Genomic DNA, 12224 nt, shown 5'->3' with positions numbered 1-12224 from the left:
TGATTAGGTATTTGGTTTAATTCTATTTAATATTCTAATTTGGGTATGCTCAGAAAATCACTTTTATCAAAAAGAAAATGATGTTTCCCTGTATTATAAATCTCATCGTTAAAGACCAAATCAATTTTGTCTTCACGGTTCCAAAGTTCCTCGAATTCATCCTTGGCAAAAACAATATTGATCAAACGGTGTTTGGTCAAACCATAGACATTTTCTGCCTCTACTAAAACAGGTTTAATTTTTTGGTCGCCAAGCTTTAAGTAAATAAATTTTTGCAGATCAAAGTTGACCGTAAGCGTTTGTTCCTGAAATTCAGCCAGAGAGCTAACTGTCTCTGTCATTACATCAAATTGAGCATCTGATTCTTCGGAAGGCGCTATCTTGAGGATAAAATTAAGACTAGAGTCGTATTCCTTTTTTAGACTGTCTATTGATAGATTAGGAGAATCCATCATGGTCTTATACAGATATAGATCTGAAGGCAAATATTTCATACTAAATGCCATCGAACCGATACTTTTCAATTTTATCAAACCATTACTTGGTGTATTGAGATACTGATAGTACTCCTTTAGGTTATTGATGGACTGATGGCATCCCAAAAGACAACACGTCACAAATAGCAATGCCATGGCACCTAGTTGTTTATTCACCACGATATTTTTTATTTATGAAGGTTAAAGCACTTTCAGTTACATCATAATTTTCACCTCCATAGACCAAGCTACTCGTCCCTCCTGCTCCAATAATCAGATCGTAACCATTCTCTAGAGCATACTCTTTTAAATAAGCATCCATCTGTTTAATGACCGCTTGCGTCAATTTTTGGTCTTCCTCTAATTTCATCTTTTCTACCGATTGATGATAATTATTGAAGGCGGCTTCTTGTTGACGGAGTTTGTACCCTAGTGCCTCTTTTTCTTTTTCGTCTAGTGCTTCTTGCTTGGTCTCGTAACTAGCAAATGTTGCTCGGTAAGATTTGGATAGAGAATCCAAATTAGTCCCCCATTGTTGATTTTTGGCTTCTAATGTCTTGTATGATTCTATTGTTCCTAGATACTTTTCAAAAAGATATTCTGAGTGAACATAGGCAACTTTAGGTTGAGTTGCACTTCCAATAGTTAACCATAACATCCATGATGTTATAGTTATTGCAAATAGTATTTGCAATACTGTAGATAATTTCATGAGTTATAAATTTGGTTTTATTAAATTGAGTTTATTTAAATCTTATCACAAAGATACCCCAATTATACTTTTAATTCAAAGGTAAAATTTGAAAGGTAGAGGAGACTTGACGAAATGTAATTTTCAACCAATGAAATGTATATTTCAGTTAACGAACGTTTTTTCAAAAAAGGACTTTTTATAAAAAACGATCTAACTTGGAGGCTTAATGGAGAATTACTAAGTTACAAAGTTGACAAAAATTATTCCCAAAGAACTTTATCATTTCTCCGCCTATAACGCCCATTTTTAAACACCTAAACCAATAAACAATCCCGCATAAGCTTGTTAAAGCTCCATTGCAAAATCATTTTTTTTATAAAAAAAACGCAACTCTCAGAACCGAATATAATTCCACTTTGTTTATTTATAACAAAATATAATTCTTTTGCATCAATTCAAAGCATCTACAAAATTTTATTCTAAATAACAGAACAACTTTACCTTATTCATAAACAAAAATTTTGTTATTTTGAATAATGCAAAATTTTTAGTATTTTTGAAAGAAAATCAAAATGAGATAAAACTATATACATAATATTAGTTAACACTTTTCATTTTGTGTGAATATATATTTTATAATACATAATATTAGTATCTTATGAAATACCCAGTAAAAGTGCAGTTGGTCGAAAAGTCTAGAAGAGAAGGCTTAGATATTGAAAACCTCCCCTTTGGCAAAACATTCTCTGATCACATGTTTGTGGCCGATTATATAGATGGCGAGTGGCAAAATTGTCAACTTGTTCCTTATGGTGATATCTCCTTTGCCCCTTCCATGATGGCTTTGCACTATGGGCAGTCGGTATTTGAAGGAATGAAAGCTAATATTAGCACTCAAACAGGCGAACCTGTTTTATTTCGCGCCAAAAAACACGCACAGCGTTTCAACAAATCAAGCGAACGTTTGAGAATGCCTGCTGTTCCTGAAGAATTATTCTTAGAGGCAGTTAATTCTTTGACAGTTATTGACAAAAATTGGATTCCTCAATCTGCTGGTAGTGCCTTGTACATTCGTCCATTTATTTTTGCTTCAGATGAATCTCTAGGAGTACGTGCTTCAACAAACTATAAATTTATTGTTTTCACAGGTCCTGTAGGGCCTTACTATCCAAAACCTGTACGTATCTTAGTTGCTCAAAAATATGTTCGTGCATTTCCTGGTGGAGTTGGTTTTGCTAAAGCAGCTGGTAACTATGCCGCTACACTTAAACCTGCTGAAATTGCTAAAGAAGAAGGTTTTGATCAAATTTTATGGTTAGATGGATTAGAGTTTAAATACTTGCAAGAATGTGGTACGATGAACATCTTTGCCGTAATTGGTGACACAGTATTAACTCCTCCAACAACAGATTCAATTCTAGATGGAGTAACTCGTGACAGCATCATTACTTTGTTAAAAGAAATGGGCATCAAAGTAGAAGTTCGTCCTATTAGCATTGATGAATTGATTGAAGCACATAAAACTGGCGAACTAAAAGAAATGTTTGGTAGTGGAACAGCTGCTGTTGTTTCTCATGTTGCTGATATTTCTTATCAAGATGTTGTTTATGACTTGCCAGCTATAGAAGATCGCAAGATTGGTCCAATGATCAAAGAAAAACTAACAGATATCAAAGAAAATACAGTTGAAGAAAACCACGATTGGGTAACTCCTGCTGTTTCTACTATTTTAGAAAAAGTATAAATATCTGTTATCCAAAGAGTATACGAAATAAGTCAAGAAATTGTCTAAAATAAAGCCAATTTCTAAGTACTTTCAAAGCAATGTCTTAGCAACCTAGAGCTGCTAAGACATTTTTTATTATCGTTCTTCTTTCGACAATACCTCTACCAAGGTGTACGTTATACTAGAACCATCCATGGGTGGATTAGCAATAGCCGTTTGTTTTACATTAAGATTATAAACATACCCCTCTTCGTAGGTAAATCCATCTATTTCACTGTAAAAATATTCCCAATTGTTACTACCAATCAAGCTTCCTTGTTGAACTAACAAACAGGTTTGAACCGCCTCTCCCACACAATCTTCTGTGTAATAATTTACTCTAAAGTTAGTTCCTTCAGGAATTTCATTGTTAAAATTCTCAGACGTTTTTTGGCAAGATATCAAAAGTATACTCCATAACATCAACACATACATAGGCATTTGCTTCATGCTCATAATCTAATTTTTTTATTTTTTATAAATTCCATTAATTAATACTCCGTTGATTTTTTAGTTTTTCTACGAACCCGTAGGCTCACGAAGTAAAAACGTAAAAAAGCATCTTGCATTAGTTTGATTATCAGTCTTTTAGCACAAAAGCCAACAAAAGTACATCTTACTGATAATCAAACTAATACGATTTTTCAACGGAGTAATGTTAATCAGAGACTATTAAAACCAGTGTTTTGGTATCTCACTCCTATTGCTGGAAAAACGAAACGAACTTAGTTTAGGCAAGCGAGGGATTATATTTTAACATTTACAGTAGCAACTGAGTCCTAAATCTAAATTGAGGCTAACAAGATTTTTTATAAAACTGTTTCCTCTTTTTTATAAAAAATGACTTAAAATAGTGACTTTTGCAGCACAAAAAAGCTTCTTTGAAAGCATGCCAAAATACTTTAAAAGTAATAGAGTTATGAGTTTTGCAGACAAATTTGTTCGTACCGCACAACGTGTTTTACCTTCTCCATTTACAATAGCAATTCTATTAACCGCCTTCACGGTTATTTTAGCCTTGTTATTAACAGAATCAAAAACCAACCAATGGCATCTACTTGAAATTCTTTTTTATTGGGAAGCAGGCTTTTTTGATTTCTTAAAATTTGCGATGCAAATGATGCTAATTTTGGTATTGGGACACGTATTAGCATTAACACGCCCTGCCAACAAACTGATTAATAGCTTAGTTAGGCATTGTACGACAACCGCACGAGCAGCTTTTATTGTAACTTTTATCAGTATTTTAGTCGCTTTTTTGAATTGGGGATTAGCACTCATTTTAGGAGCTATCTTTGCCCGAAAAGTAGGCGAACACGCCTCTCAACATAATATTTCCATTAACTATCCACTTATTGGGGCAGCAGGTTATGCGGGTTTAATGGTCTGGCATGGCGGTTTATCTGGTTCAGCCCCTCTAAAAGTTGCCGAAGAAGGTCACAAATTCGTTGCACAAATTGGATTAATTCCTTTTAGCGATACCATCTTTTCGACAATGAACTTGGTATGTATGATTCTATTGCTTACCATTCTTCCTTTAGCTATGTATTGGATGGGGAAACGGGTTAAAAGTACACCTCTACACCTAACTGAAACATCTTCATCTTCGACATCAACTAATGAAACTTCACTTACTGGCGCAGAACGGCTAGACTATTCTCCCATTCTTTCTACTGCTTTAGGGCTGATTATCGTTTTTATTGGTTTTTATAAAGTTCTAATTGCCCCATTAACACAAGGACAAGGATTTGACTGGAGTTTTAGTTTTATCAACCCCAACTATATTATTTTTATGTTATTTGGGTTTGCCATTTTATTGCATGGTAGTTTTTTCAAATTCAATCAAGCAGTAAGTGAAGGTATTGGAGGTTCTGCGGGTATTATGATTCAATTTCCTTTTTATGCAGGTATCATGGGCATTATGATTGGTTCTGGTTTGGTAGATGTTTTTTCAAACGCATTTACCGAAGTTTCTACCACAACTACCTTCCCCATTTTTACATTTTTTTCGGCAGGACTAGTAAACATATTTGTTCCAAGCGGTGGTGGGCAATGGTTGGTACAGGGCCCCATCCTAATCGAAGCTTCTCAACAATTGCATGTTCCAATTGAAAAAAGTATTATGGCGCTTTGTTATGGCGATCAGATTACCAATATGTTACAGCCTTTTTGGGCGCTTCCACTGTTGGGCATTACAGGTTTAAAAGCAAAAGAAATTCTTCCTTACACGGTATTTTTATTACTAATAGGAGTCGTTATATTCTGTTCAATTTTAATTTTGTTCTAATTTTAACATTCACACAATACAAGAGTCCTCTACAAACATTTTGGCTCAACATGGTTGTCAAATATTTAGCGGACGATTAACAACAATTATGATGAAAAAGAAAATTCTAGCCTTAGTAACAGGCGGCACTTTTGACAAAGAATACAACATGATCAAAGGAGAACTTTATTTCAAAGACACTCATTTACCAGAAATTTTTGAAAGAGGTCGTTCTACTCTAGACATTACCGTTCGAACGTTGATGATGATTGATAGCTTAGAAATGACGGAAGATGATCGATCCATTATTGCCCAAAATTGCAAACGTTGTAACTTTGAACACATTATTATCACGCATGGAACCGACACTATGGTAGAAACAGCCAAGTACTTAGCTGAAGCTGGCATTGAAGGAAAAACCATCGTTTTATTGGGCGCTATGATTCCTTATAAATTTGGAATGTCTTCGGATGGTTTTTTCAATTTAGGGGCTGCCCTAGCTTTTGCTCAATGTATGCCTCCTGGCATTTATATCGCCATGCACGGAGAGTGTTTTAATTGGGACGATGTTCGCAAAAATAGAGAAACGGGTTATTTTGTTCATACTAAAGCCGTAGAATAAGCGACTTTTATTGGTATGATTTGATAGAAGTACTTTAGTCTTCATATTTTTCATTATCTTTGCGATAATTATTTTGGAGTTCATCTAAATTTTGTCTTCCAACAATTGAATAAGTGCTTCTACAAGTTGCTTTTAGAATTTAGAAAGATACTCTACCTGACACTTAGAATATATAATACAATACTATACAATGATTAATTTTTTACGATTTTTTACCATAGAACGCCAATTTATTCTCTTCATTGTTTCTTTGATTGCAATTGTAGGATTGCATAGTTGGGCTGGTTTTGCAGGATCTTGGTTGCCTATTCTTATTGTAATTATTTTGGTTGCCAAACACTTGCTTATTGGTACGGTCAATGCCGCAGCAATGAAAATGCAACAACAAGACTTTGATGGAGCAGAAAAATTGTTAAGCTATACTTTCAAACCAAGTTGGTTGCGATTTACTTATCACGGAATGTACTACTGGATTAAAAGTACCTTGGCATTCCAAAGAAAAGATTTTAAAGAAGCAGAACGTCTTTCTAATATAGCTTTAGGCTTAGATTTGCAAGATGATTTTAAGGCAATGATTTATTTGCAACTAATCAACATCTATGGTAGCAGAAACAACCGAATGAAAGTAAAAGAGTTGTACCAAAAAGCTAAGAAGCTGAATATTACGCAAGAATTGGTAAAACAAAACATACAAGAGGTTGGCTTGATGCTACAAGGCAAGCATGCAGAACAGAAAAAAATGATGGGAAAGAAAGCACAACGCTCTATGATGAATCAAAGTTATATGCGTCGTGGACGTAATAAAAGAAGGTAATTTTTTGATTCTATTCGAACTTAGCAACAATGATTTCTCCTAAACTTAGATTGGTACTGATTGTACTGTTTTTGATTTGCGGTATTATAGCTCCCTTTGCGCAACTAGGGAGCTATGTAATTTTTGCTTTTTGGGCAACTGCCTTTATTCTCTTGATGGGGCATTTTAGGCATGGTCCTATGTTAGGAATTTTGGTTGCCTTACGCAAAGGCAACATACCTCAGGCAGAACAATTAATTAATTCCATCAAGCGTCCTAATTGGCTAAGTCCTAGGTATCAAGCCTATTATCACTTTGCCAATGCATTAATTGCTTCTCATCATCAAGATGTAGATGCTGCCGCAACGCATTCAAACACAGCCCTAGAGTTAGGCTATTTGCACACCAAAGAGAAAGGCATTTTACTTTATAATTTGGCTAGAGTAGCTTTTGAGAGAAAAGAATGGAATAGATCAAGAGAGCAACTGGTACAACTCAAAAACCTTCCTATCAAAGACTTGCATCTAAAAAAACGTGTAGAGGAGCTGGAACAAGCACTCCATCAAATGCCATAATACTACTACTATTTATTCTGCCACCACAAACACCAGTCAGGCTTTGACTTTTACATTTCGTGGCTATCTGGAATAAGTATTTTCTAAAAAATTCCATTTTTTCAAGAAAACAAGTATTTTTAGTACTTACATTTTGCTTGACCTCAACATTGGATTATCATAACACTATGAAAAACTGCCTAAGTTGCAATACTACCCTGCTTCCTAATGCTTTATTTTGTCATAATTGTGGCAAACAAGCAGACGGAGATGGTGTTGTTTGTTTTGCCTGCAACAACCTTAATCCCAAAGGTGCTAGGTTTTGTTCTAGATGTGGTACGCCAATCAACATTCAATATACTCCTAAGCCTAATATCTCACCTGTTTATGGCTTAGATTTTAACGACATTCCAACATTACCAACACAACTCTCAGAAGCATTTAGGGTGTCAATTAGTTTGGCATTAGAAGCTGAAAACAACACTGAAAAAGAAGCACTTTTTCTCCAGACTTTTGAAAAAAGCACTTTCAAGCAAAATTATTTGGAAGAAGCAACCATTCTAATGACACAAGAGTTTGAAGACATATTTGAGGAACGAGGAATTAGTGCCTTCAAGGTCATTGAACACGAAGTAGAAAAACAATTTGCTGCATTGTTGGAACGTTTCTTTATTGAATATTGCAACCCCTTGCTGCCCCACCAACTTTCTAAACAAATTCTGCATTATCAGGAAGCTAGCTTTCTAACAACTAACTTGCACAGAATGGTCAATGCCTATTTGTACCTAGATGAAGAAGCACTGATCGCTTATAGTAATGCCATTGATATTCCTCTAAAAAAACTTAAAAATGCTCGCTCAACATTTTTTAGTCCTGAAGCGGGGGAAATTCCGTATGCTTTTATTGATCACACATTACTTCGTTCAGGCAAAGAGGGGTGTATTTTAACGGCTAAGGCAATTTACTGGAAAGCTTATTTTCAAAAATCAGCTCGAATTGAATATTTGGATATTCAAAAGTTAAATTATTATAAAGATCGAGTGGAGATTAATGATATTTACTTAAATATCAACCCTAGTATCAATTATAAAATATATCGTTTACTAACACGATTGCGCACCCTCTCCTATTAAATCTTTTAGCCCGTTTTACTTAGCCCATCCTCCTATTTTTTCTACTTTTTTTCAGTCTTTTTAAAATTGGTCTACTAATTGTATGCTTCCTTCTGTGAGGTCTCTTAACTTAGCTATTGATTGGTTATTGACGTTTGTTTCAAATATTAAAATCTTAAAAATTCTTTCAAGAAAAAGAAAAAGAAAGTTTTTTTATAAAAAATTAAAAGAGGTGTCAAAGGAACTTTTTTGTAAAAGAATACGTTTCGTCCGTTTTTTTAGTCCTATTGTCTGATATTCTGTACACTCTGTCATGTTTGCGAATCTTACTAAGCTAAAATCCATACTTTTTTATTATCTTTGTTAAGTAGAACTCACTTCAAATAAATACATATTTTAAGGGTGCAAAATAGCCCGTCAATGATTTTTAAAACATCTTTCATTAGCTGATTGCGAAAATTTAAAATTCAATCTATGAAGTTTTTAGCATTACTCCTATCGTTTTTATTTATTTCAAATGCTGCGCTAATTGCGCAACAAGCCGAACAAACAGAAGCGTATCAATATAACATTGATTTAAATAATGTTCAAGAGGATCAATTATCAGTTGAGCTTATTGTTCCCAATGAAATAACAGATAAGGATTTAACATTTAAGTTTCCTAAGATTATCCCTGGCACTTACGAGATTTCTGATTATGGTCAGTTTGTAAGCAGCCTAAAAGCTTTTGATAAAAAAGGTCGTGAATTTGGAGTAGAGAGAGTTGATCAAAATACATGGAAAATTGCTGGTAAAAAGATCTACAGAATCACTTACTTGATTCAAGATAGCTGGGATGCAGATATTCGCAAAGCTGTTTTTGAACCAAGCGGAACCAATATTGAAGCTTTAAAAAATTATGTTTTGAGTGCTAATGGTTGTTTTGGTTTTTTTGAAGGCAAGGAAAAATTACCCTATGTCGTTACGTACAATCGCCCTTCTAATTTTTATGCGACAACATCATTAAAACGTATCGGTGGTGATTTTGACTCTGACGTTTTTAAAGCTCAAGATTATCACGAATTGGTAGATGCACCTATCATGTATTGTGTGCCAGATACCGTGAATTTCAAATTGGGGTATGGAGACATTCAAATTTCTGTTTATTCTCCCAATGGACTTGTAACGGCTAAAGATGTTGCCGAAAAGGTACGTCCAATGCTAGAAGCACAAAATCAATATTTAGGAAATATTCTTCCAGTAGATCGCTATTCATTTATCATCTACTTATCTCCTACTGGTTATCCTTCAGGTGCTGCGGGTGCTCTAGAACATGCACGTTCTTCTCTCTTCTGTTTGATTGAAGAAAAGCCTGAAAAAATTTCAAAAATGATTGTAGATATTGCTTCTCATGAGTTTTTTCATATGGTGACTCCCTTGTATATCCACTCTGAAGAAATTCATAACTTTGACTTTGTAGATCCTAAAATGTCAAAACATTTGTGGTTGTATGAAGGTGTCATCGAATATATGGCTCAACATATGCAAGCTAAGTATGATTTAGTTTCTGACGAAGCATTCTTAAAAACCTTACGTGACAAGTTGAAAAACTCCAATCGCTTCAAACAAGGGATGTCTTTAACAGAAATGAGTAAAAACTGTTTGGTAGAACCTTATGCAAAGCAATACCAGAATATTTATTATAAAGGAGCTATCCTAGCAATGTGTCTAGATTTGGAATTGTTAAAACTATCCAAAGGTAAATACGATATTCAAATGCTACTAAGAGATTTGTCTGGCTTTTATGGTCAAGACACTCCTTTTAAAGACGAAGAGTTGTTCCAAAAAATAATTGAAATTACAGGCTTCAAACAACTAAAGAGTTTCTTTGAAAAATATATCGAAGGAACAGAAACACCTGATTATAACGTCTTTGTAAAGCCATTTGGTGTCGAATACCTAGAAGAAGCAACTGTGGACGAAATTTCTCCTCTTGGTGGAATTGAAAATGGCGTTATTGGAAGAGATTCCCTAGATCGTTTTTATATTCGCAAACACGAAAAATTGGATAAATTTGGAAAAGAATTCATTGGACTACAAAAAGATGATGTTATCCTAAAATGGGATGGAAAACCATTTACTATAAAAACAGCATCGGCTGTTTTGTTCGGCTTCTTGGGTGGTGTCAAAGCAGGTGATAATCTAAATATTGTTATCCTTCGTAAAGACGAAAATGGAAAAGAAGTAGAAATTGAAAAAAATATTGAAGTTGTTAAAATTCCCACTATGAAAAAACACGTTTTCAGAATGGTAGAAAATCCAACTGACGAGCAACTAAGAATGCGCAAACGCTGGTTGTCTAAATAAAATATTGCTCTCGCTCTCAATCTAAAAATCCCTTGTTGTTTGAACACAACAAGGGATTTTTTTTGCAATGTTTTATAGGCTCTTACAAACTAGAGCTTTTTGTTTCAATTCCTCTACTTTTACGTACAATTTTGATCTCTTAATTCGTTTACCTCATTACCGTATAATTCTGTAAATCCTAAATTAGTAGCCTTTTCTAAATTTATACACGCAGAGAAAAACACTTCAATGCCCCATCTTTCCCCATAGTATATTTTACCTTGAGAAAGTGGTACATTACTACTTTGTATCCGTTTAAAGTTTAAAGCTTGCTTTACTCGGGAATTTATTACTTTACTCAATTTTGAGTAGCTGGCACTTCCTAATAAGAGAAGTCCCAGTATCAATTCATTTAATGGAGAATATCCCTGTTTTTATGGCTTTGGGAAGTGAAGCCTACACCGTAGAAAATGGCAAGGAGTTTTTCAAAAAAGTACTTGGACCTAAAAAAATGCATTTTGCAGAGAACACAGAGCATTTTGATTTATATTGGAAATCCAAACACGTTAAACCAATTAGTGAAAATTTAAACAAGTTCTTCAGAAGCTATTTGGCATAAGAAAAATTAAGTGAGGCTGTCTGAAAAGGGCAGCCTCTATAAACATTTTAACGTTTCTGATTTTATTGAATAATTATTTTTTGAGTATATAAACCATTGATATAAATTACATACAAGCCACTTCTTATATTATGCAAATGAACCTGCTCTTTATCATTTGATGTAGTCGTTTGATAAACAATTTGCCCTACCGAGTTAATAATTTCAATCGTCTTAGACTCATATTTAGCATTTATAAATTCTAAGGTAAAAGTGCCTGTATTAGGATTTGGAAACACCTTAACTGAATCAAATATAGGACTATTTAACATTGTCATCCCTACAACTAAAATATTGTAACAATTTGATGTATCTACACAGTTATTGTTGGTAATAATAACGGCGTAGTTTCCTGTAGAATCAGGTGTAAAGGTTGAATTGGTTGCACCATTAATCCATTGATTATTATCACAATTGACCCATTGATATGTCGCAGCCATTGTCGTTGCCATTAATGTATTTCCAACTAAGTTTAGACTTGTATCAATACTTGTTACTTGAATGGTTAGCTGAGTATTCGCTGTACAACCATTACCATCTGTTCCTGTTACATTGTACGTTGTTGTTGCGCTTGGTACAAAAGCAATTCCATCTACTGCTCCATTATCCCATGCATAACTTGCCGCTCCTATTCCTGTTAAGGTGATTGATTCACCTGAACATACTACTGTGTCTGTGCTGCTTGCCATTACTGTTGGTAAGGTATCTACTGTTATCGTTAAGTTCCCTGTTGCACTACAACCATTACCATCTGTTCCTGTTACATTGTACGTTGTTGTTGCACTTGGTACAAAAGCGATTCCATCTACTGCTCCATTATCCCATGCATAACTTGCCGCTCCTATTCCTGTTAAGGTGATTGACTCGCCTGAACACACTACTGTGTCTGTGCTGCTTGCCATTACCGTTGGCAAGGTATCTACTGTTATCGTTAAGTTCCCTGTTGCACTACAACCATT

At 34.5% G+C, this 12224-nt stretch carries 12 protein-coding genes; 8 read left to right on the top strand and 4 right to left on the bottom strand.

Annotation, left to right across the window (positions count from 1 at the left end; genetic code table 11):
• Positions 1 to 26 precede the first annotated feature (26 nt).
• Together CG11_RS04240 and CG11_RS04235 are read right to left on the bottom strand one after the other, a co-directional pair.
• Positions 27 to 653 (bottom strand): hypothetical protein, encoded by a 627-nt coding sequence (locus CG11_RS04240; RefSeq protein ID WP_052593480.1) that lies wholly within the window; start codon positions 651 to 653, stop codon positions 27 to 29.
• Entirely contained in the window at positions 646 to 1188 is a 543-nt protein-coding gene (locus CG11_RS04235) for an OmpH family outer membrane protein (protein ID WP_081909454.1), read from the bottom strand. Before CG11_RS04235 ends, CG11_RS04240 begins: the two co-directional genes overlap by 8 nt.
• Positions 1189 to 1828: 640 nt before the next feature.
• On the opposite strand from CG11_RS04235, the gene CG11_RS04230 reads away from it, so the two are divergent.
• Complete coding sequence (locus CG11_RS04230) at positions 1829 to 2914, top strand: branched-chain amino acid aminotransferase (protein ID WP_052593476.1); 1086 nt, start codon at positions 1829 to 1831, stop codon at positions 2912 to 2914.
• Between the two features lie 117 nt (positions 2915 to 3031).
• Here the strand turns inward: CG11_RS04230 and CG11_RS04225 are convergent, their stop codons facing one another.
• Positions 3032 to 3391, bottom strand: a complete 360-nt coding sequence (locus CG11_RS04225; RefSeq protein WP_052593473.1) for a DUF4377 domain-containing protein — start codon at positions 3389 to 3391, stop codon at positions 3032 to 3034.
• A gap of 463 nt (positions 3392 to 3854) precedes the next feature.
• On the opposite strand from CG11_RS04225, the gene CG11_RS04220 reads away from it, so the two are divergent.
• The 7 genes from CG11_RS04220 to CG11_RS04190 all read left to right on the top strand — a co-directional run bounded on the left by CG11_RS04220 (position 3855) and on the right by CG11_RS04190 (position 11226).
• A complete protein-coding gene (locus CG11_RS04220; RefSeq protein WP_052593536.1) occupies positions 3855 to 5222 on the top strand; it encodes a short-chain fatty acid transporter in 1368 nt (455 codons plus the stop codon).
• Positions 5223 to 5310: 88 nt separating this feature from the next.
• Positions 5311 to 5823 (top strand): asparaginase domain-containing protein, encoded by a 513-nt coding sequence (locus CG11_RS04215; protein ID WP_231512758.1) that lies wholly within the window; start codon positions 5311 to 5313, stop codon positions 5821 to 5823.
• A gap of 190 nt (positions 5824 to 6013) precedes the next feature.
• Positions 6014 to 6637, top strand: a complete 624-nt coding sequence (locus CG11_RS04210; RefSeq protein ID WP_052593469.1) for a hypothetical protein — start codon at positions 6014 to 6016, stop codon at positions 6635 to 6637.
• Between the two features lie 29 nt (positions 6638 to 6666).
• Positions 6667 to 7191, top strand: coding sequence for a hypothetical protein (locus tag CG11_RS04205; RefSeq protein ID WP_052593467.1), 525 nt, complete (start codon positions 6667 to 6669; stop codon positions 7189 to 7191).
• A 167-nt stretch (positions 7192 to 7358) separates the two neighbouring features.
• Complete coding sequence (locus CG11_RS04200; protein WP_052593466.1) at positions 7359 to 8303, top strand: zinc ribbon domain-containing protein; 945 nt, start codon at positions 7359 to 7361, stop codon at positions 8301 to 8303.
• Between the two features lie 453 nt (positions 8304 to 8756).
• Positions 8757 to 10628: a peptidase M61 gene (locus CG11_RS04195; protein WP_052593464.1), complete on the top strand. Its 1872-nt coding sequence runs from the start codon at positions 8757 to 8759 to the stop codon at positions 10626 to 10628.
• Positions 10629 to 11022: 394 nt separating this feature from the next.
• Complete coding sequence (locus CG11_RS04190) at positions 11023 to 11226, top strand: hypothetical protein (RefSeq protein ID WP_052593462.1); 204 nt, start codon at positions 11023 to 11025, stop codon at positions 11224 to 11226.
• Between the two features lie 62 nt (positions 11227 to 11288).
• Here the strand turns inward: CG11_RS04190 and CG11_RS04185 are convergent.
• On the bottom strand, positions 11289 to 12224 hold a 936-nt coding region (locus CG11_RS04185; protein WP_156039651.1), incomplete at its 5' end, for a T9SS type A sorting domain-containing protein.

This window comes from Aureispira sp. CCB-QB1 (assembly GCF_000724545.1).
Lineage (GTDB): Bacteria > Bacteroidota > Bacteroidia > Chitinophagales > Saprospiraceae > Aureispira.
This window is presented reverse-complemented; position numbering and strand designations above follow the sequence as displayed.

Excerpts from the sequence above, each read along its gene's own strand:
- CG11_RS04235 (WP_081909454.1), bottom strand. The coding sequence starts at position 1,188 with ATGAAATTATCTACAGTATTGCAAATACTATTTGCAATAACTATAACA.
- CG11_RS04230 (WP_052593476.1), top strand. The coding sequence starts at position 1,829 with ATGAAATACCCAGTAAAAGTGCAGTTGGTCGAAAAGTCTAGAAGAGAA.
- CG11_RS04225 (WP_052593473.1), bottom strand. The coding sequence starts at position 3,391 with ATGAGCATGAAGCAAATGCCTATGTATGTGTTGATGTTATGGAGTATA.
- CG11_RS04220 (WP_052593536.1), top strand. The coding sequence starts at position 3,855 with ATGAGTTTTGCAGACAAATTTGTTCGTACCGCACAACGTGTTTTACCT.
- CG11_RS04215 (WP_231512758.1), top strand. The coding sequence starts at position 5,311 with ATGATGAAAAAGAAAATTCTAGCCTTAGTAACAGGCGGCACTTTTGAC.
- CG11_RS04210 (WP_052593469.1), top strand. The coding sequence starts at position 6,014 with ATGATTAATTTTTTACGATTTTTTACCATAGAACGCCAATTTATTCTC.
- CG11_RS04205 (WP_052593467.1), top strand. The coding sequence starts at position 6,667 with ATGATTTCTCCTAAACTTAGATTGGTACTGATTGTACTGTTTTTGATT.
- CG11_RS04200 (WP_052593466.1), top strand. The coding sequence starts at position 7,359 with ATGAAAAACTGCCTAAGTTGCAATACTACCCTGCTTCCTAATGCTTTA.
- CG11_RS04195 (WP_052593464.1), top strand. The coding sequence starts at position 8,757 with ATGAAGTTTTTAGCATTACTCCTATCGTTTTTATTTATTTCAAATGCT.
- CG11_RS04190 (WP_052593462.1), top strand. The coding sequence starts at position 11,023 with ATGGAGAATATCCCTGTTTTTATGGCTTTGGGAAGTGAAGCCTACACC.